This window comes from Neorhizobium tomejilense (assembly GCF_964254135.1).
GTDB lineage: Bacteria > Pseudomonadota > Alphaproteobacteria > Rhizobiales > Rhizobiaceae > Neorhizobium > Neorhizobium tomejilense.
In genome coordinates this window covers 4241297-4259801 of sequence record NZ_CAXUSO020000001.1, presented here as the reverse complement: position 1 = coordinate 4259801, position 18505 = coordinate 4241297, and the positions used below count along the sequence as shown (strand labels likewise).

Here is an 18505-nt window from a genome sequence, read left to right as displayed (position 1 = left end):
TCACCCTTTCGATGGACGAAAAAAATGCACGCTTCGATCAAGCTTAAGCTGGCTTCAGCATTCGGTTTCATCATCATCATGCTGCTTGCGACCGCCGCCTACGGCATCGTCAGCCTTGGCAACATGAACGACACGCTCGAGAATGTGCTGCAGGGGCCGGCCCTGCGCCTGAAACTGGCCCAGAACCTGAACAACGAGCAGCTCCAGCAGACCCGTCAGCAGAAGAACCTGCTCCTGGCTGCAAATCCTGGAGAGATGCAGGGATATATCGCAAAGGGCGATGAGGCTCGACGCACGTTCGACGAAACGCTCAAGGCGGTTGAAGCCCGTGCAACCGAGCAGGGCAAGGCTCTGTGGGCGAAGCTTGGCGGCTTCACGGTCGAGTTCCGCAAGCAGGACGACCGGATCCGCAACTCTATGCTCGGCGGGGACTCAGCCTCCGCGCTGCACATTTCCAACAATGAGGCCCGCGCTGTCACCAACGACATCGACACGCTGCTCTCGGATGTAGTCAAGCTCGAGGAGAGCCGCCTCAGCGAGGCCGACAAACAAACCGATCTGGATTACGCCCAGACCCGCTTGATCATGATCTCGGTCGCCAGCGCCGCTTTCCTGATCGCCGTGCTGGCCGCGCTCTGGATCGCGCTTTCGATCAACAGGGGTCTGCGCAATGCGGTAACGGCAGTTCAGAACGTCGCCGACGGTGACCTGACCAGGTTTGCCTCGATCACCAGCAAGGACGAGATCGGCGAGCTGCTTGGTTACGTCAACACGATGATCGAGCGTCTGCGCGGCGTCGTGGGCGATGCGCTCGCGGCATCCGACAACGTCTCCTCGGGCAGCCAGGAGCTTTCGGCAAGCTCGGAACAGCTGAGCCAGGGTGCGACCGAACAGGCCTCCTCGGCCGAAGAAGCGTCCGCCTCGATGGAGCAGATGGCGGCCAACATCAAGCAGAATGCCGACAACGCCGCGCAGACGGAAAAGATCGCCCGCCAGTCGTCGCGTGACGCCGAAGCATCCGGCCAGGCGGTCGGCCGCGCCGTCGGCGCGATGCGCACGATCGCCGAGAAGATCTCGATCGTCCAGGAGATCGCCCGCCAGACCGATCTGCTCGCCCTGAACGCCGCGGTGGAAGCCGCCCGTGCCGGCGAACACGGCAAGGGTTTTGCAGTGGTCGCCTCGGAAGTCCGCAAGCTCGCCGAACGGTCCCAGGCTGCCGCTGCCGAAATCAGCGCGCTCTCGGGCGAAACGGTGCAGGTCGCAACGGAAGCCGGCGAGATGCTCAACAAGCTGGTGCCGGACATCCAGAAGACCGCTGAGTTGGTCTCAGAAATCTCCGCCGCTTGCCGCGAGCAGGACATCGGCGCTTCGCAGATCAACGAAGCGATCCAGCAGCTCGACAAGGTGACCCAGCAGAATGCCGGCGCCTCCGAAGAGATGTCGGCGACTTCCGAAGAACTCGCCTCGCAAGCCGAAGAATTGCAGGCCTCGATCGCCTTCTTCAAGGTCGATCAGGCCGGCGGCAAAAAGCCGACCAAGCGGGCTCCGGCTACCGTTGCGGCCCACAAGCCGATTGGCAAGCCGGCCCCGATGCGCCGCGCTGCGGGACAGCCGTCTCACAAGGCCGATCATTCGGTGCTCAGCCAGCAAGCCCGCGCCAAGGGTTTTGCCCTCGACATGTCGATGGGCGGACCGGATGCCGACGACGCGGACTTCCGCGAAAGCGCCTGAAGGAATTGAAAGGGTCCCGGATCAACAGAGATCCGGGATCGCCTCTCGCATGTAAGCGGGAGAATGTCCGGGCTGCCGGACCATCGCAGAAGGGTGAATGTATCGGTCTTCTCGTTCCAACCGCTTTCCTCCGCCGGAGGAAGCACTGACTGATGCACTTCACCGCCTCGAGGGGATAGGGCTATGCGATTTACGATCAAGGCCAAGCTGGGACTGGCTTTCGGCTTTCTTGTCAGCCTGCTGATTGGTACCGCCGGCTATGGGATATACAGCCTCGCCGCCGCGCACGATTCCATGACCTACGTGACAGAGGTCGCGGCAAAGCGCCTCGATAGCGTCCAGCAGATGGACATCCTGTCGCTCAATCGCATCCGCGCACAGAAGAACATGCTGCTCGCCACCTCGCCGCAGGAGATCGAAAAGTTCTACGTCGACGGCGACAAGCTGGAGCTTCAGTTCACCACGTTGCTGGACCAGCTGGCTTCGACGGCGTCGGCAGACCAGAAGCAGTTCTGGGATGAGACGCGTGCGCTCTCGACGACCAATCACGCTGCGAACGAAAAAGTCGACGCCGCGGTCAAGCGCGGCGACATGCAGGAGGCGATCGCCCTCTCGGCCGGAGAAAGCCGCAAGGCGATCATGGAACTTTCCGCGCAACTGGACGAGGCCGTACAGATCAACCGCGACCGGATGCAGAAGGCGAACGACGAAGCGGAAGCCAGCTACTGGACGACGCGCAGCCTGATGATCGCGATCGCGGTGGTGGCCGTCGTCACCGCAGCGGCAACGGCGTTCTGGATCGCCCTCGGGATCGGCAGGGGCCTCACCAAGATCATGGGCGTCGCCAAGGCAGTGTCGATCGGAGATCTCGACCAGAATATCGAGATCAAGACAAACGACGAGATCAAGGATCTGGTCGACACGATCAACACGATGACGGCGAACCTGCGCAATACGGCGACTATCGCCAGCCAGATTTCCAACGGTGACCTGACCGTCTCGCCGAAACCGCTCTCCGACAAGGATACGCTCGGCCTGGCGCTCGAAAGCATGGTGGAACGCCTGCGCGGCGTGGTCAGTGATGCGCTCGCCGCATCCGACAACGTATCCTCGGGCAGCCAGGAGCTTTCGGCAAGTTCGGAGCAGCTGAGCCAGGGCGCGACCGAACAGGCATCTTCGGCCGAAGAAGCCTCCGCCTCGATGGAACAGATGGCGGCCAACATCAAACAGAATGCGGACAACGCCGCGCAGACCGAGAAGATCGCCCGCCAGTCGTCACGGGACGCCGAAGCCTCCGGCCAGGCCGTCGGCCGCGCCGTCGGCGCCATGCGCACGATCGCCGAGAAGATCTCGATCGTCCAGGAAATCGCTCGCCAGACCGATCTGCTCGCCCTGAACGCCGCGGTGGAAGCCGCCCGTGCCGGCGAACACGGCAAGGGGTTTGCGGTGGTCGCATCGGAAGTGCGCAAGCTTGCCGAACGGTCCCAGGCTGCCGCTGCCGAAATCAGCGCCCTCTCCGGCCAAACGGTGCAGGTCGCAACGGAAGCCGGCGAGATGCTCAACAAGCTGGTGCCGGACATCCAGAAGACTGCGGAACTGGTGTCGGAAATCTCCGCCGCCTGCCGCGAGCAGGATATCGGTGCTTCCCAGATCAACGAAGCGATCCAGCAGCTCGACAAGGTGACCCAGCAGAATGCCGGCGCCTCCGAAGAGATGTCGGCGACCTCGGAAGAACTCGCAGCCCAGGCAGAAGAACTGCAGGCCTCGATCGCCTTCTTCAAGGTCGAGCGCGCTACCGCAAAGGCTCGGACCCAGCCCGGGACCAAAGCCCACGCACCGGCAAAACCCGGCGCGAAACAGATGTCGAAGTTCGCCGCTTCCCGGCCAACCGAGCATTCCGTGAAGGCGCAGCAGTCCCGCGCCAAGGGATTTGCGCTTGATCTTTCGATGGGTGGCCCCGACCAGGATGACGATGATTTCAGGGAAAGTGCCTGAGCGGCTTTCAGACACATGAGCGGGGCCGTCAGGTCCCGTCAATGGCCAGCGTAACTGCGTTAATGCGAGCCATGAAAAGTTCCGGCGGTCGGCCTACCGGCCTTTCAGCCAGACTTTTCCCGGTCGCATCTGAGGATAGGGCGGCTCTGCCGGTTGTTTCAAGAAATTCGGGGGATTTAAGATGCGGTTTACAATCAAACTGAAATTGGGATTGGCTTTCGCCCTGTTGACGCTGCTGCTGGTCGGCATTGCAGTCTACGGCAGCCTGAGCCTTGGCGGACTCAACGACGCCAGCGTCAAGATGGTCGACGGCCCGGTTCGTCGTCTGGAGCTTGCGCTCGCCGCCAATGTGAACGAGGTCGATGCGGTGCGCGCCCAGAAAAACGCGCTGCTTGCGACCAATCTCGCGGATGCCGCGAAATTCCACAAGGAAGCGGACGACAACACGGAACTGATGTTCAAGGCCGTTCAGGAAGGGCTTTCGATCGCCTCTCCGGAAGGCAAGCCCTACTGGGAAAAACTACTGACGATCGGCAAGCAGTTCCAGCAGAAGTCCAACGACTTGCAGGCAGTTCAGGCCCGCGGTGATCAGGCCGGCGCTCTGGCGCTCTCCATGGGCGATCTGCGCACCATGACCGCCGATATGGGCGAGGCCATCAAGGTTCTCCTCGATATCCAGCGCAAGGGCATGGCAAATACCGAAAAAGCGAACCAGGATCTGTTCGCCTCGACGATGATGGTCTTGAGCGTCGCCTCGATTGCGGCTGTGCTGATCGCCATCGGCGCCGCCTTCTGGATCACGCTCGGTATCAACAACGGCCTCAAGAAGATCGCGTCCGTCGCCAACGCAGTGGCCATCGGCGACCTCAACCAGAAAGTCGAGGTCAAGACGAATGACGAGGTCAAGGATCTGATCGACACCGTCAACGTGATGACCGGCAACCTGCGCAATACGGCGGCGATCGCCGAGCGCATCTCGGAGGGTGACCTTGCCGTCGACGTCAAGCCGCTTTCCGACAAGGATACGCTTGGGCTCGCCATGCAGAGCATGGTGGCCAACCTGCGCACCACGGCACATGTCGCCGACCAGATCGCCAACGGCGACCTGACCGTCTCGCCAAAACCGCTCTCCGACAAGGACACGCTTGGGCTTGCGCTGCAGAGCATGGGTGAACGCCTTCGCGGCGTCGTCGCCGATGCCCTGGCGGCATCGAGCAACGTCTCCTCCGGCAGCCAGGAGCTTTCCGCAAGCTCGGAACAGCTGAGCCAGGGCGCCACCGAACAGGCCTCTTCGGCCGAAGAAGCCTCTGCCTCGATGGAACAGATGGCGGCCAACATCAAGCAGAACGCCGACAACGCCGCGCAGACGGAAAAGATCGCCCGCCAATCCTCGCGTGATGCCGAAGCCTCCGGCCAGGCCGTCGGCCGCGCCGTCGGCGCGATGCGCACGATCGCCGAGAAGATCTCGATCGTCCAGGAAATCGCCCGCCAGACCGACCTTCTCGCCCTGAATGCCGCGGTGGAAGCCGCCCGTGCCGGCGAACACGGCAAGGGGTTTGCGGTCGTCGCATCGGAAGTGCGCAAGCTTGCCGAACGCAGCCAGGCTGCTGCTGCCGAGATCAGCGCACTTTCCGGCGAAACGGTGCAGGTCGCAACCGACGCTGGCGAGATGCTGAACAAGCTCGTGCCCGCGATCCACAAGACTGCGGAGCTCGTCTCGGAAATCTCCGCTGCCTGCCGCGAGCAGGATATCGGTGCTTCGCAGATCAACGAAGCGATCCAGCAGCTCGACAAGGTGACCCAGCAGAATGCCGGCGCCTCCGAACAGATGTCGGCGACGTCCGAAGAACTCGCCGCCCAGGCCGAAGAACTGCAGGCCTCGATCGCGTTCTTCAAGGTCGACCGGGCCGGATCCAAGCAGCGGAGCCAGCCGGTCCCAACCGCCAAGCCCGCACCGGCCAAATCCAGGGTCCAGCCGGCACCCAAGGCCTATTCGGCCGGTCATTCAGTCAATGCACAACAGGCCCGCGTGAAAGGTTTTGCCCTCGATCTGTCGATGGGCGGCCCGGACGCGGACGATGACGATTTCAGGGAGAGCGCGTAATGGCAGGCATATCCTCCGAATCCCAGTTCGTAACCTTCAGCCTAGGCGATGAGATTTTCGCGGTCCCCGTCGAGGTGGTCCGCGAGATCCTCGACCACGAGGAGCCGTTCAAGATCCCGCACGGCCCGGAATATCTGCTCGGCCTGCGCGATGTGCGCGGACAGGGCGTGCCGGTGATCGACCTCCGTCTTCGCCTCGGCCTGACGAGGACGGTCAAGACGCCGCATACGCGCATTCTGGTGCTCGACGTGCCGGTCGCCGATCGCGTCCTGGTGCTCGGCCTCGTCGCGGACCGGGTCTTCGAAGTGGTGCCGTTCCGCAAGGAACAGATCGAGACGGCGCCGGATATCGGGGTGCGCTGGCGCTCCGATTATATCGCCGGCGTGGTGCGCCGGGAGAGCGGCTTCGTTGTCGTTGTCGACCTTGCACGGCTGTTTTCGGATTCCGGATCGGCGCTCGCCGATGTCGGGCCGCAGTCCCAGGTCGCATGACGGAATTCGCATAACCGAATAGGTTCTTGTACGGGGGGCACGCGCGTGAGTGCAGCAATGAGGAGCCAGCCGCTCGATGACCGGCTGAGCAAGCGCAACTTCGATCTGCTTTCGAAGTACATCTACGACTATAGCGGCATCAAGATGCCGCACAGCAAGATGACCATGCTCGAAGGACGGCTTCGCCGGCGCCTGCGCGTCACGGCCATGCCGACTTTCGACAGTTATTGCGATTACCTCTTCAAACACGGAGGTATCGAGGCCGAATCGATCTTCCTCATCGATGCGGTGACCACCAACAAGACCGACTTCTTCCGCGAGCCGAAGCATTTCGACTACATGATGCAGACGGCGTTGCCGGACATCCTGAAAACCTACGCCGACCGGCGCATCCGCACCTGGAGTTCGGCCTGCTCGACGGGCGCCGAGCCCTATACGATAGCCATGGTGCTTTCGGAATTTCTGAGCTCGTCGACGCCGGAACGTGACTATTTCGTGCTTGCCACCGATCTTTCGACCGACGTGCTGCAGAAGGCCCAGCGCGGCGTCTACCAGAGCGATCTCCTGGCGCCTGTCCCGGCCGACATGATGAGCAAATATGTCATGCGTTCGTCCGACAGCCGTCGGCAGGAAGTGCGTATTTCACCGAAACTGCGCTCCCACGTCGGTTTCGCCCGGCTGAACCTGATGGACGAGGCCTACCCCGTCGGCGACCTGATGCACATGATCTTCTGCCGCAACGTGCTGATCTATTTCGACAAGCCGACGCAGCAGCATGTACTGTCCCGCCTTTGCCAAGCCCTGCTACCCGGAGGTTATCTGTTCATCGGTCATTCGGAAACCGTGACTGGCTTCGACCTGCCTATCCGTCAGGTGGCAAATACTGTGTTCAAGCGAGTATGAACCATGAGCGGCAAAATTCGCGTTCTGATCATTGATGACTCCGCCAGCGTCCGCCAGACCCTGACGGCCGTCCTGTCGGCGGATCCGGACATCGAAGTCATAGGCGCGGCCAGCGATCCCTTCATGGCGGCGCGAAAACTGCGCGAGGAAATCCCCGACGTCATCACGCTCGATGTGGAAATGCCGCAGATGGACGGCATCACCTTTCTGCGCAAGCTGATGTCCCAGCATCCCATTCCGGTGGTGATGTGCTCGTCTCTGACCGAAAGCGGCTCGGAAACGCTGATGCAGGCGCTCGAGGCGGGCGCTGTCGATATCATCCTGAAGCCGAAGATCGGCGCGGCCGACCACCTTGCCGAATCCGCCGAAAGGATCCGCACCGCGGTCAAGGGAGCGGCGCGCGCCCGGGTCGGCCGGCTGCGCCCGTCACGCATTTCCGAAGGCGGAACGACCGCCAAGCTGACGGCCGACGCGGTGCTTCCGCCCCCCAAGGCCGGCGCCATGGCGAAGACCACCGAAATGGTCGTCTGCGTCGGCGCCTCGACCGGCGGAACCGAGGCCCTGCGCGAGCTTCTCGAAGCCCTGCCGGCCAATTCTCCGGGCATGGTCATCGTCCAGCACATGCCGGAAAAATTCACCGCGGCCTTCGCCAAGCGGCTCAACAGCCTGTGCGAAGTCGAGGTCAAGGAGGCGGCCGACGGCGATCCGGTACTGCGTGGCCATGTGCTGATCGCCCCCGGTGACAAGCATATGCTGCTAGAACGGCGCGGCGCGCGTTACGAGGTTTCGATCCGCTCAGGCCCGCTGGTCAGCCGCCATCGTCCGTCCGTCGACGTGCTATTCCGGTCCGCCGCACGCTCGGCCGGCAGCAATGCGATGGGCGTGATCATGACCGGCATGGGCGACGACGGCGCCCGCGGCATGAACGAGATGCATCAGGCGGGCGCCTATACGGTGGCCCAAGACGAAGCGTCGTCCGTGGTGTTCGGCATGCCCAAGGAAGCCATCGCCCATGGCGGCGTCGACAAGGTCGTGCCGCTCGAACAGATCGCCCGGGAAATCCTCGCCGCCGATCGTCGGCGGTAAGATCTGGCAACGGATTTTTCACGGCTCGTTAACCATGTTTGGCAAGAATGGGGCAACGCATCATGAGGGTGCGGTGAGAGAGCAATATTTCGCTCGTAGCCGGACAGGGACCCAAGATGCCAGTCATTACCTTTGCCAACACCAAGGGCGGAGCGGGCAAGACCACCGCTGTGCTTCTTCTTGCAACCGAACTTGTTGAGCAAGGCTACCGCGTCACGATTCTGGATGCCGATCCGCAATACTGGATCACTCGCTGGCACATGCTCTCGCCGCGCGATGACAAGCTCAACGTCATTTCCTATGTAACGCAGGCTTCGATCGACCGGCATATTTCCGAGAACCGCCACAAGACCGATTATTTCGTGCTCGACCTGCCCGGCGCCCAGAGCCCGCTGCTTGCCAAGGCGATCGGACTTTCCGACCACGTGCTGATCCCTATCCAGGGTTGCGCCATGGATGCCCAGGGCGGCGCAAACGTGCTGGAACTGCTGCGCTATCTGGAAGAAAAGGCCAATCTCCGCGTGCCGCACTCGGTCGTTCTGACCCGCGTCAACTCGATGGTGACGACCCGGGCCCTGCTTGCGGTGAAGATGCTGCTGGCCGAACGCAAGGTCGAAGTGCTGGACACGCCGATCATCGAACGCGCCGCCTTCCGCGACATCTTCGATCTCGGCGGCACGCTCTACACGATGGACGAAAACCGCATCAGCAATCTCGACAAGGCCCGGCAGAACGCCCGCCTGTTCGCGCTCGAAATGCTCCGCCGCGTGCCGCTCCACAAGCCGGCCTCGCTTTCGAAGCGCTTCGTCCGCGCTGCCTGATCACGCCTTGCCGTTCATCAGGATCTGCAGCTTGACGTCGGACGGATGTGCTGCGGCGGCCCGCTCGAAGGCCTTGATCGAATCCTTGAAATCGAAGACGCCGGTGATCAGCGGCTTCAAGTCGACCTTGCCGGACGCGATCAGTTCCAGCGCCCGGTCAAAGATGTTGGCGTAGCGGAACACGGTCTCAAAGCGAACTTCCTTGGAGATGGCGCTCGAGACGTCCAACGGCACCGGCTCGACCGGCAGGCCGACCAGCACGAAGGCGCCGCCCGGCCGCACCAGGTCCAGCATGCCTGCATAGGCCCTCGGGCTGCCGCTCGCCTCGAACACGACATCCGCGCCCCAGCCGCCGGTCGCTTCGGCGATGACCTCGGCAAACGGCCGTTCGGTGATGTTGACCGGGATGATGCCCGGGTACTGGCCGGCGATCTTCAGCTTGTCGGGGCTCAGATCCGAGATGAAGACGCGGGCGCAACCGCCCGCGAGTGCCGCCAGTGCCACCATGATGCCGATCGGGCCGGCACCGATCACCGCACCGACATCGCCGGGCTGGATACGGGCGCGGCTGGCGGCCTGCATGCCGATCGCGAACGGCTCCACCATGGCACCTTCGGCAAAGGAGACGTTGTCCGGCAGCTTGTAGGTGAAGGCTGCCGGGTGGATGACTTCCGGCGTCAGCACCCCGTGGACCGGCGGCGTCGCCCAGAAACGGACGTCCGGATCGACGTTGTAGAGGCCGAGCTTGGAGGCGCGTGACGACAGGTTCGGTACGCCCGGTTCCATGCAGACGCGGTCGCCGATCTTCAAGGTCTTCACCTCGCTGCCGACCTCGACGACGATGCCGGCCGCCTCATGACCGAGCACCATCGGCTCACGCAGAACAAAGGGGCCGATTGCGCCGTGGGTGTAATAGTGAACGTCGCTGCCGCAGACACCGACCGTATCGATGGCGATCTTCACGTCGCCCGGCCCGACCTCGGTCGGAAGATCGATCTCCCTCAGCGCGAGAACGCCTTTTTTCTCGAGCACCAGTGCCTGCTGCATGCGATGTTTCCTTCCGATTACTTTCTGACGCTGGCCGAGCTTCCGGGCGAGATCAAGGCAGCCATCTGCCGCTTTCAGCCACGGCCGGCATAAGGCATGCCGTTTGCCATCACCGTCATGAACAGGACATTGGCCTCAAGCGGCAATCCATCCATGTAGAGCACGGCATCAGCCACGTGCTTGGTATCCATGACCGGCTCCACAGCAGTCGTGAGGTCCGCCTGCAGTGCCCCTTCCTTCATCCGCACCGTCATCGGCGTGTCGGCATTGCCGATATCCACCTGGCCGCAGACGATGTTCAGCGGCCGCCCATCGAGCGCGATCTGGCGCGTCAGGCCGGTAATGGCGTGTTTGGTGGCGGTGTATGCGGCCTGGAAAGGACGCGGCACGTGCGCCGAGATCGAACCGTTGTTGATGATCCGCCCGCCGCCGGGGTTTTGCCGCCGCATCATCCCGAAGGCCGCCCGGGCGCAATAGAAGGCGCCATTGAGGTTGAGGTCGATGACAGCCCGCCAGGTTTCCAGCGGCAATTCGTCGATCGGAACGGCCGGCGTGCCGCGTCCGGCATTGTTGAACAGAAGATCAAGGCGGCCATAGGCCTCTTCCGTCGCCGCAAACAAGGCCTCCACGGCGGCCGGATCGGTGACGTCCGTCGGCACGACGAGCGACTCCCCGCCGGCCAGTTCCGCCGTACCCCGCAACTCGCTCTCGCGCCGGCCGGCAAGCACGGTCCGATAACCTGCATTCAAAAGCCCGATGGCGACGGCCCTGCCAACGCCCGAGCCCGCGCCCGTTACGATCGCTACTTTCGACATATCCACTCCTCCTTGTCCGTTTCGCCGCATCTTATAATCGGCGATCGGCATGGCCGTCGAGGCCCATCAGTCCTTTGCCAGCAGTTCGCGAAGGGCGAGCCGCTTGTAGGTCTCCACCATCGCCGCACCTTGGGCGGGCTCGACGGAGATCGCCAGCCGCATTGTCGACGTGCCGAGATACATGACCAGCATGGCCCGGTTGAACAGTTCTTCCGGATGGGCGTCGGGCTGGATATGCGCCAGCGCTGCCGCGACGATCGCGCCGTTTTCGCGGGCATCGGCGAGATCGATATCCTGCAATGCCTTGTCTGCCTGGGTGCCGGACCAGATGTCGCGCATCACCGGTTCAGCGAGGAACAGGTCGTAATAGATGTCGATCAGCTCTCTGAACGCTTGCGAAAACGCAGCCTCGTTCCGGACTGGCTCCAGCGCCTCGCGAATGCAGGCGCTGCCCTCCTCGTTGTAGCGTTCGGCGAGCGTGCGGACCACCGACCCCTTGTCCGGGAAGAACTGGTAGAGCGAGCCGATCGGCACGCCCGCCTTTTCCGCCAGCTCACCCATCTTCATCACGTCGCTGCCGCCGCGGGCGATCAGCTCCTTCGCCGCCGCGAGAATCCGCTCCACCCGCTCCCGGCTGCGCTTCTGCTGGGGCTGGCGTGGCATCGATGCAGAAATCTCCATTGTCTTTCCGTGCCTTGAGTTTGTAACGCGAGGAACATTCGCATTTTTTGTTGACAAGCGCAACATGAGGATTTATCGCTTTTAAACGTGAGGAAAATTCATGTTAAAGGAGGCATCCCATGGAAAACCCCATTCTCATCATCGGCGGCAAGGGCAAGACCGGCTCTCGGGTTACAGAGCGCCTCCAAGCATTGAACAGGCCTGTCCGTTTCGCTTCGCGCTCCACCGGTTTCGACTGGACGGACCGCAGCACCTGGGCGCCGGCCCTAAAGGGAGCGTCGGCCGCCTACATCACCTACTATCCGGACCTCGCGGTGAAGGGAGCTCCGGACGATATCGACGCGCTTGCGACGCTCGCGGTATCACTGGGCGTCAAGCGGCTGGTTCTCTTGTCAGGCCGGGGCGAACCCGCGGCGCAGGAAAGCGAACAGCGGCTGATCGCCTCGGGCGCCGACTGGACGATCGTTCGGGCAAGCTGGTTCGACCAGAATTTCGACGAGGGACAGCTCTTGCCGATGATCCTTGAAGGCGAACTGGCGCTGCCGGTCAGCGCCGTGCGCGAGCCGTTCATCGATGCCGGCGACATCGCCGACGTGGTTACTGCCGCTCTGACCGACGCTCGGCATATCGGCGAACTCTACGAAGTGACCGGTCCGCAGCTTCTGACCTTTGCCGAAGCCGTGGCGGAAATCGGCAAGGCAAGCGGGCGCGCGATCGCCTTCCAGACGATCTCCAACGAGGCGTTCGTGGAAGGTCTCAAACAGGCCGAAGTGCCCGCCGATGTTGCCGAACTGTTGGTGGAGTTGTTCACCGTCGTGCTCGACGGCCGCAACGAATACCTGTCGGGCGGCGTGATGCGCGCCCTCGGCCGGCCGGCCAAGAGCTTCTCCGATTATGCGAAAGACGCCGCCGCCCGCGGCGCCTGGGCATGATCTCAGGCGGTTTTTTTCTTGGTCACGGTCACTGTACCGGCATCGGCATCGACCACGACCCAGTCGCCGGTCTCGATCACATCGAGCGGGTCCTGGTCCAGCTCGGTGATCGCCGGAACCCGGGTGACGACAGCGCCGAGCGCGATCTTGGTGGTCATCCGCGTAAAGATCATCGCCGCCGGCTGGACGCCGTTCAGTCGGGTCATATGAAAATAGGCCGACCAGCCGGACGAGCCTTTCGCGCCGGGGAAAACAAGGATCTTGCCGGCGAAGGAGACGCCGCGCATTTCGTGCCGGCGCTCGATGACCGTGCCGGTGCGCTCGTTGATGCCGCCCCAGCCGGAGATTGTCTCGGTCGTGACAAGCGCCTCGCCCTCGGCACGGCCGGCAACCACCTTGCGTCCCCTGAGCTCGATCGCATCGGATCTTGTGTCGGTCGCGATATCCATCAGGCCCTCCCGTTCCATTCACCCGTCAAGGCGGCATCGACGCAATCGCTGACCGAGCCGAACCAGCCCTGTACGCCGGTGATCGCCGGCAGGTAATGCGCCTGCTTGGCGGAATCCGTGGCGATGACCTTGGTCCCAGCCGGCAAACGGCGGGAAATGGCGGGACAGGTGTCGCTCATGACGACCCCGCCGGCTTCGCGGATGACGTCGATATAGCCGTTGCGCTCGGCGACCTGCTTGATCGCGCGCGGCGTGTGCACCCAGAGCTGCACATTCGAATGAATCTTTTTATTCTCCAGCATGTGGGCGATCAGGGCCATCTGGTCGATGGAATTGTGCGGACAGCCGAGCATGATGAAATCGACCTTTTTTTCGGTCGAGCTCTGCAGCTTCTCATAGGTTTCGCGGCGTTCCTTGGCGCCGTAGCGGAACGTGCCCTTGACCTTGCGGCCGCCGAAGGCTTCCTCGATGCTGTCCGCTTCCGGCGTGATGCCGGGAATATGGTACATCTCGACACCGCCGGAGGACGCTGCGGCTGCGCCAAAATGCTTGAGCTTGATGAGGTCGGGCTGGCGGCCGGCGCCCTTCAGCACCGGGATCTCCTCGCCGATCACCTCGCCGATATAATAACCGAGCAGGCCCCAATCCATCATGTCGTCGACCTCGATATCGAGCTCGACCAGATGGGTGCCGCGGCGGTTTTCGGTGATGTGGAAGCCCCAATAGGGAATGCGGCCGGTGAGCGCCGCAGCGCCGGTGCTTTCCTTGCCCTCGACATTGGTGCGGGCGCCGAGAACCGAGTTGCAGTAGATGACGGCCGATGATTCCATCCAGGCGCAGTGTTCGCCCTTCACCGGCACGTTGCCCACCTGATAGGGCGTGCAGGTGGCGAACATGTTGACGCCGCGCCGCCCCAGATACTTCTCATTGGCGCGCTGCATGTCCACAAGCGCCTTGTCCACGCCCTGCAGTTCCCAGTTGTCGTTATCGATGCCGGTGATCAGCTGGCAGGTATGCGCCACCATATGCGGCACCTCGACGACTTCGTCGCTGTCGAGATTGAGCTCTGAATAGACGTGCTCCATGCCCTTTTCGGCAATCGCCTGCACCGACGGCGTCGAGGCGTTGAAGGCGCCGGCGACATTGTTGGTCTCGACCAGCCGCTCGGCACCGAGCGCTTCGCCATAACGAACGAGCAGGTCCATGGCGCGCGCCTTGGCGCGGCCGTGCTCGCCGTCATACATCGCCTTTTCGTGATCCGTCAGGTTCATCGCATCCTCCTCACGATGCGGCGCGCATTTTCGCGTCGGTCCACCGATAATGCTTCTTTTCGACGTTGTCGGAAACCCGCTCGCGCAGCGCATCGCGATCGATCTGGTGCACGCTGCCGGTTCCGGCAAGGTCGAGCGCGTTGGCGGCCGCCATGCCCATGGCGATGCACGGCCCCATGACGCGGATGCTCGAAAGCGCCGCGGAATCCGCATCGACACAGCGGCCGGCGGCGGCAATGTTGTCGCATTCGTCCGGCGTCAGGCTGCCAAGCGGAATATAGTGGGCATGCTCTTCGTCGAAAGTGATCCAGTGGTGGCCGTCGCCGTGGTCATGCAGCTCGATCGGCCAGGCGGTGCGGGCAACGGCGTCGTCGAACTTGGTGCCGGCTTTGATCTCGTCGACCGTCAGGTGATGGCTGCCGGCGATCCAGCGGGTCTGGCGGATGCCCGGCAGGCCGAAGGAGCGGATACGGGCATTGCCGAAACATTCCGGGAATTCCGCCTTCAGGAACTCCACGGCGCGGGCCGCCTGGTCCTTGCCTTCCAGCGCCTTCCTGGAAGCCTCGACCGGATCGAGCGGGGTCTCCACATGCGTCATATTCATGGCGGCAATGCCTCGGCCGGGAATGGTGAAGCCGAGGCCTTCGCGGCGCAGCAGGCCATAGCTCGCCGCCTTTTCCTTCATCCGGTCGCCGATCTCGTAGCGAGTCGGCTGTTTCGCTTCATCGATGTTTTCCAGCACCACCATCTGGGTGCCGAAGACGCCGCCCTTTTCCGGTTGGCGGCAGGCAAAGCCGGCCTGCCAGACGAGCGCCGCGTCGCCACTCGCCTCCACCCAGCCGGCCGCCTCGATCGACACGCCGCCGTAACGGGTCATGAAATCGGTCTGGACGACACGGCGGCCTTCGACATGCACGTCGAGAATCTGCGCACCGAGCACGACCTCGATGCCGGCGTCCAGAATGCTACTCTCCATCCAGCGGCCGAGGACGACTTCGTCGTAATAGACGACCGTGGTGTTCGGCCCGTGGCGGTAATAGATCGACTGGTCCTGGCTTTCCAGATAGGCGAGCAACCTGTCGGCGACGCCATAGGTGAACTGGTAGCCATGCGTGCCGTTCGAAAACAGGCCGCAGAACGTGGCGATGATCGAGTTGACCGCCTGCCCGCCGAGCGCTGCCTGGCCATCGACAATCACCACCTTGCGACCGAGCTTCGCGGCTTCGAGTGCGGCCGAAATGCCGGCGATGCCGGCGCCGACGACGCAGATATCCGCCTTGAGCCTGCGGAACGGCGCCGACTTCTCGCGCCGGACAATCCGCGTTTCCCTGCTCAGCGTCTCCGCCATCGAACCCTCCCATACAGCCTGCGCCCTCCCGGCGCTCTGGCCATGATCGTAACCCAAGCCGCCTCGCCTTGAACCCGGCAAGTGATGCGATCAGCTTTCTTGTTTCGAGAAAGGTCCCGCCGGATTTCAGCGGTTTAGCGTCAGTGAAACGGTGAGCGTGACGCTGGACAGCTGCAGGTGAGTCCGGATTTCTCCTCAGAACATCGGAATGACCTGATCCGGCACCCCTTCCGAAAACCGCTTCTGCACGTAGGATATGAACTCGGACACCACGACCTTGTTCATCTTGATCCTGGGCACGGACGCCTTGACCCAGAGCGGCTCGACCGGAAACTCCGGCATCACCTCCTCGAGCGCGCCGCTATCGAGATCCGACCGAGCGAGGAACCTCGGCAGGATCGCCAGTCCCAATCCCTGCCGGGCAGCGGCGAGCAGGACCCGGCTGTCGTTAGCCGTGAAATTCGACGTGATCTCCACGTTGAGCGTGCTCGTTTCCATCTGGAAGGTCCAGGTCGTGCCGATCGTGTGGAAGGTGATGCATTCGTGGCCAACGAGTTCGGTGGGCGTCTTCGGCCGCTTGCGACCCGCCAGATAACCCCGCGACGCGCACAGCACCCGCGGATAGGGACAAAGCGGATGATCGATCACATAGGCGTAGGATTGCGGCAGGGCGCCGATCGCCACGTCGAACCCTTCTTCCAGCGGGTTGACCGAGCGGTCGATCAGCACGATCTCCATCTTCACCCGCGGATTGGCGGCCTGGAACGCGGCGCAGATATCCCCGAAGAACATCGATGTCAGCGTCGTCGGCGCCTTGATGCGCAGCGAACCGGTCAGCCCCAGCTCGTGAGTATTCGGCGTCGCCAGCGTCTCCTCGATCTCGCCGACCAGGAGCTGCAGGCGAGGCCGCAGCCGCTCGCCGTCGAGCGTCAGGGCCAATCGCCTTGTGGTGCGCACGAACAGCTGGGTATTGAGGTGCTCTTCGAGCCGCTTGACGCGCTTGGTGATGACCGAAGTCGCGACGCCCAAATCACGGCCGGCGGCGGAAAAACTGCCGGCGCGGGCAGTCGCCAGGAACGCACCGATATCGAGAAGTATATTCACTGTCTTTCTCGTTTCGAGAAAAAATCCGAGCCGGTATCACGCGCATATTTTCCGGGGTTCGCAACTCCCGCCGCGTTCCATAGCCGGCGTCCTATTTGCTTGATCGCCCTCGATGGATCAGCCGCAGCGTGCGCAGTGAAAATCGAACTCCGCAGCGAGTTTCCCGACCGCACCGGTTTCCGAGATGCGCAATGCCATCCATATGGACACGGCCGACCAGGCAGCGCGCATATAGCTGTCGGCGCGGTAGAGGGCAGCATCCGGATCGCTCTGAAGCGCCGTCATCCGCCCGCTCAAGCGCTCGAATCCCTCCAGGACCGCGAGAGCACGTTCCGATTCCGCCGGATGTTCGGCGATATAGGCGTCGATCTCGTCGCGCGCCTTCTCGAGGAAAAGCGCGAGCCCCCGCCCCTCGTCGCGCCAAAGGCGGCGGGTCAGAAAATCCAGTGCCTGCATGCCCGTCGTGCCCTCATAGATGGTCATGATGCGGGCGTCGCGAAGATATTGTTCGAGCGGCCAGTCGCGCGTGTAGCCGACGCCGCCGAGCACCTGGATTGCCGCATTCGCCGTCTCGAACCCTGCGGCAGCGCCAAAGTTCTTGATCAGCGGCAACATCCAGCCGGTAAAATCCTCCAGCCCTGTCTCGGGCTCCAGCCGGGCGATATCCATGGTCGTGGCAAGTTCGAGAATGGCGGCGCGCAGGATTTCCGTGGAGCTGCGGATCTCGTGCAGTTGGCGCTGCACATCCGGATGGCTCGATATCGGCACCGGCGGCTGGTCCGGCCGTCCGCCCTGGCGGCGCTCCTTCGCATAGTCCTCGGCAATGTCGGCGGCGGCGGACGCGATGCCCAGCCCCTGGCAACCGGTGAGCAGCCGCATCAGCTCGATCATGGTGAAAAGCTGCGGCAGGCCGCGACCTTCGCGGCCGAGCATGATGCCCCTGGCGCCGTCGAAGCGCATGGCGCAGGTGGGCGAGCCGTGCAGGCCCATCTTCTCCTCGATGCGATCGACCGAAACGCCGTTCGGTTGGCCGTCGATGAGGTTTGGCACGAGAAAGAGGCTGATGCCGCGCGTGCCCGGCTGGTCGTTGGTACGGGCGAGCAGGCAATGACCGATGCGGTCCGCCATGTCATGGTCGCCGAAGGAGATCCAGATCTTCTGGCCGGTGATCCGCCATTCGCCATCGCTGAGTTCGGCCCTGGTGCGCAGCCGGCCGACGTCGGAACCCGCATCCGGTTCGGAAATGCAGATCGTCGCCGCCCATTCGCCGATGCTGAGTTTCGGCACCCATTCGTTTGCGGTCGCTTCGTCGGCGGCTTCCGCCAGAAGATGGGCCGCCGCACGGGTCGAGCCGGCCGCCATCATCAGCGCCACGCAACCGCGCTCGAACAGCGGCGCGCAGGCCGCGTGCAAGGTCAGAGGAACGGCCTGACCGCCGAATTTCTCGGCCACGTCCATGCCGAGCCAGCCGGCCTCGGCATATTGCCGGAACGCATCGGCAAAACCGTCCGGTGTCTTCACCCGGCCGTCGACCACCTTCGCGCCGATCCGATCGCCGACCGCATTCAGCGGCGCCAGCACGCCCTCGGCAAAACTCGCCGCCTCCTCGATAATCGCGGCAACCGTCTCGTCGTCGCAATCTTCACGGAGTTCCTTCAGCCGGTGCCAGCCCGGCGTCAGGGCCAGGATGTCCAGCGTCCGCTCGGCCTGATCCGCAAACGACATCG

Annotated in this window: 16 protein-coding genes; 8 read left to right on the top strand and 8 right to left on the bottom strand. The window is 63.1% G+C overall.

All coding sequences use genetic code 11. The features are described 5' to 3' along the window. The first annotated feature begins 24 nt into the window (after nucleotides 1-24). The 7 genes from ACSQ3G_RS20905 (at nucleotide 25) to ACSQ3G_RS20875 (ending at nucleotide 9131) form a co-directional block, all read left to right on the top strand. Nucleotides 25-1731 carry a methyl-accepting chemotaxis protein gene (locus ACSQ3G_RS20905; RefSeq protein ID WP_436111394.1) on the top strand — a complete coding sequence of 569 codons (1707 nt, stop codon included), beginning with the start codon at nucleotides 25-27 and terminating at the stop codon, nucleotides 1729-1731. A 183-nt stretch (nucleotides 1732-1914) separates the two neighbouring features. Then, nucleotides 1915-3726, top strand: a complete 1812-nt coding sequence (locus ACSQ3G_RS20900) for a methyl-accepting chemotaxis protein (protein ID WP_436111393.1) — start codon at nucleotides 1915-1917, stop codon at nucleotides 3724-3726. Nucleotides 3727-3907: 181 nt separating this feature from the next. Further along, nucleotides 3908-5830: a HAMP domain-containing methyl-accepting chemotaxis protein gene (locus ACSQ3G_RS20895; protein ID WP_436111392.1), complete on the top strand. Its 1923-nt coding sequence runs from the start codon at nucleotides 3908-3910 to the stop codon at nucleotides 5828-5830. Next, nucleotides 5830-6321 (top strand): chemotaxis protein CheW, encoded by a 492-nt coding sequence (locus ACSQ3G_RS20890; protein WP_046602812.1) that lies wholly within the window; start codon nucleotides 5830-5832, stop codon nucleotides 6319-6321. The genes ACSQ3G_RS20895 and ACSQ3G_RS20890 overlap by 1 nt, the downstream gene beginning before the upstream one ends. Before the next feature lie 57 nt (nucleotides 6322-6378). Next, nucleotides 6379-7224, top strand: a complete 846-nt coding sequence (locus tag ACSQ3G_RS20885; protein WP_436111758.1) for a CheR family methyltransferase — start codon at nucleotides 6379-6381, stop codon at nucleotides 7222-7224. Nucleotides 7225-7227: 3 nt separating this feature from the next. Continuing rightward, nucleotides 7228-8310: a protein-glutamate methylesterase/protein-glutamine glutaminase gene (locus tag ACSQ3G_RS20880; RefSeq protein WP_105424770.1), complete on the top strand. Its 1083-nt coding sequence runs from the start codon at nucleotides 7228-7230 to the stop codon at nucleotides 8308-8310. A gap of 116 nt (nucleotides 8311-8426) precedes the next feature. Continuing rightward, a complete protein-coding gene (locus ACSQ3G_RS20875; protein ID WP_046669009.1) occupies nucleotides 8427-9131 on the top strand; it encodes an AAA family ATPase in 705 nt (234 codons plus the stop codon). On the opposite strand, the gene ACSQ3G_RS20870 is transcribed toward ACSQ3G_RS20875, so the two are convergent. From ACSQ3G_RS20870 to ACSQ3G_RS20860, 3 genes are all read right to left on the bottom strand, one after another. Further along, nucleotides 9132-10178: an NAD(P)-dependent alcohol dehydrogenase gene (locus tag ACSQ3G_RS20870; protein WP_436111391.1), complete on the bottom strand. Its 1047-nt coding sequence runs from the start codon at nucleotides 10176-10178 to the stop codon at nucleotides 9132-9134. A gap of 74 nt (nucleotides 10179-10252) precedes the next feature. Continuing rightward, nucleotides 10253-10993 carry an SDR family oxidoreductase gene (locus ACSQ3G_RS20865; RefSeq protein WP_436111390.1) on the bottom strand — a complete coding sequence of 247 codons (741 nt, stop codon included), beginning with the start codon at nucleotides 10991-10993 and terminating at the stop codon, nucleotides 10253-10255. Nucleotides 10994-11059: 66 nt separating this feature from the next. Continuing rightward, complete coding sequence (locus tag ACSQ3G_RS20860; RefSeq protein ID WP_436111389.1) at nucleotides 11060-11674, bottom strand: TetR/AcrR family transcriptional regulator; 615 nt, start codon at nucleotides 11672-11674, stop codon at nucleotides 11060-11062. 119 nt (nucleotides 11675-11793) lie between these two features. Between ACSQ3G_RS20860 and ACSQ3G_RS20855 the strand changes: the two genes are divergently transcribed. Beyond that, nucleotides 11794-12606, top strand: coding sequence for an NmrA family NAD(P)-binding protein (locus ACSQ3G_RS20855; protein ID WP_436111388.1), 813 nt, complete (start codon nucleotides 11794-11796; stop codon nucleotides 12604-12606). Nucleotides 12607-12608: 2 nt separating this feature from the next. Here the strand turns inward: ACSQ3G_RS20855 and ACSQ3G_RS20850 are convergent, their stop codons facing one another. The 5 genes from ACSQ3G_RS20850 to ACSQ3G_RS20830 all read right to left on the bottom strand — a co-directional run bounded on the left by ACSQ3G_RS20850 (nucleotide 12609) and on the right by ACSQ3G_RS20830 (nucleotide 18503). After that, nucleotides 12609-13055, bottom strand: coding sequence for an aconitase X swivel domain-containing protein (locus tag ACSQ3G_RS20850; RefSeq protein WP_436111387.1), 447 nt, complete (start codon nucleotides 13053-13055; stop codon nucleotides 12609-12611). Continuing rightward, the gene (locus ACSQ3G_RS20845; RefSeq protein WP_436111386.1) at nucleotides 13055-14326 is read right to left on the bottom strand and encodes an aconitase X; all 1272 of its coding nucleotides are present in this window, start codon (nucleotides 14324-14326) and stop codon (nucleotides 13055-13057) included. The genes ACSQ3G_RS20850 and ACSQ3G_RS20845 overlap by 1 nt, the downstream gene beginning before the upstream one ends. 10 nt (nucleotides 14327-14336) lie before the next feature. Beyond that, the gene (locus ACSQ3G_RS20840) at nucleotides 14337-15674 is read right to left on the bottom strand and encodes an FAD-dependent oxidoreductase (RefSeq protein ID WP_436111385.1); all 1338 of its coding nucleotides are present in this window, start codon (nucleotides 15672-15674) and stop codon (nucleotides 14337-14339) included. A 195-nt stretch (nucleotides 15675-15869) separates the two neighbouring features. Next, nucleotides 15870-16778: a LysR family transcriptional regulator gene (locus ACSQ3G_RS20835; protein ID WP_046637950.1), complete on the bottom strand. Its 909-nt coding sequence runs from the start codon at nucleotides 16776-16778 to the stop codon at nucleotides 15870-15872. Nucleotides 16779-16895: 117 nt separating this feature from the next. Next, nucleotides 16896-18503 (bottom strand): acyl-CoA dehydrogenase family protein, encoded by a 1608-nt coding sequence (locus ACSQ3G_RS20830; RefSeq protein ID WP_436111384.1) that lies wholly within the window; start codon nucleotides 18501-18503, stop codon nucleotides 16896-16898. Between the last annotated feature and the right edge of the window lie 2 nt (nucleotides 18504-18505).

What these genes read in the sequence shown, in the direction of transcription:
- ACSQ3G_RS20905 (WP_436111394.1), top strand. Translation starts at nt 25, where the DNA reads ATGCACGCTTCGATCAAGCTTAAGCTGGCTTCAGCATTCGGTTTCATC.
- ACSQ3G_RS20855 (WP_436111388.1), top strand. Translation starts at nt 11,794, where the DNA reads ATGGAAAACCCCATTCTCATCATCGGCGGCAAGGGCAAGACCGGCTCT.
- ACSQ3G_RS20870 (WP_436111391.1), bottom strand. Translation starts at nt 10,178, where the DNA reads ATGCAGCAGGCACTGGTGCTCGAGAAAAAAGGCGTTCTCGCGCTGAGG.
- ACSQ3G_RS20885 (WP_436111758.1), top strand. Translation starts at nt 6,379, where the DNA reads ATGAGGAGCCAGCCGCTCGATGACCGGCTGAGCAAGCGCAACTTCGAT.
- ACSQ3G_RS20845 (WP_436111386.1), bottom strand. Translation starts at nt 14,326, where the DNA reads ATGAACCTGACGGATCACGAAAAGGCGATGTATGACGGCGAGCACGGC.
- ACSQ3G_RS20900 (WP_436111393.1), top strand. Translation starts at nt 1,915, where the DNA reads ATGCGATTTACGATCAAGGCCAAGCTGGGACTGGCTTTCGGCTTTCTT.
- ACSQ3G_RS20860 (WP_436111389.1), bottom strand. Translation starts at nt 11,674, where the DNA reads ATGGAGATTTCTGCATCGATGCCACGCCAGCCCCAGCAGAAGCGCAGC.
- ACSQ3G_RS20880 (WP_105424770.1), top strand. Translation starts at nt 7,228, where the DNA reads ATGAGCGGCAAAATTCGCGTTCTGATCATTGATGACTCCGCCAGCGTC.
- ACSQ3G_RS20850 (WP_436111387.1), bottom strand. Translation starts at nt 13,055, where the DNA reads ATGGATATCGCGACCGACACAAGATCCGATGCGATCGAGCTCAGGGGA.
- ACSQ3G_RS20830 (WP_436111384.1), bottom strand. Translation starts at nt 18,503, where the DNA reads ATGTCGTTTGCGGATCAGGCCGAGCGGACGCTGGACATCCTGGCCCTG.
- ACSQ3G_RS20865 (WP_436111390.1), bottom strand. Translation starts at nt 10,993, where the DNA reads ATGTCGAAAGTAGCGATCGTAACGGGCGCGGGCTCGGGCGTTGGCAGG.
- ACSQ3G_RS20895 (WP_436111392.1), top strand. Translation starts at nt 3,908, where the DNA reads ATGCGGTTTACAATCAAACTGAAATTGGGATTGGCTTTCGCCCTGTTG.
- ACSQ3G_RS20890 (WP_046602812.1), top strand. Translation starts at nt 5,830, where the DNA reads ATGGCAGGCATATCCTCCGAATCCCAGTTCGTAACCTTCAGCCTAGGC.
- ACSQ3G_RS20875 (WP_046669009.1), top strand. Translation starts at nt 8,427, where the DNA reads ATGCCAGTCATTACCTTTGCCAACACCAAGGGCGGAGCGGGCAAGACC.
- ACSQ3G_RS20840 (WP_436111385.1), bottom strand. Translation starts at nt 15,674, where the DNA reads ATGGCGGAGACGCTGAGCAGGGAAACGCGGATTGTCCGGCGCGAGAAG.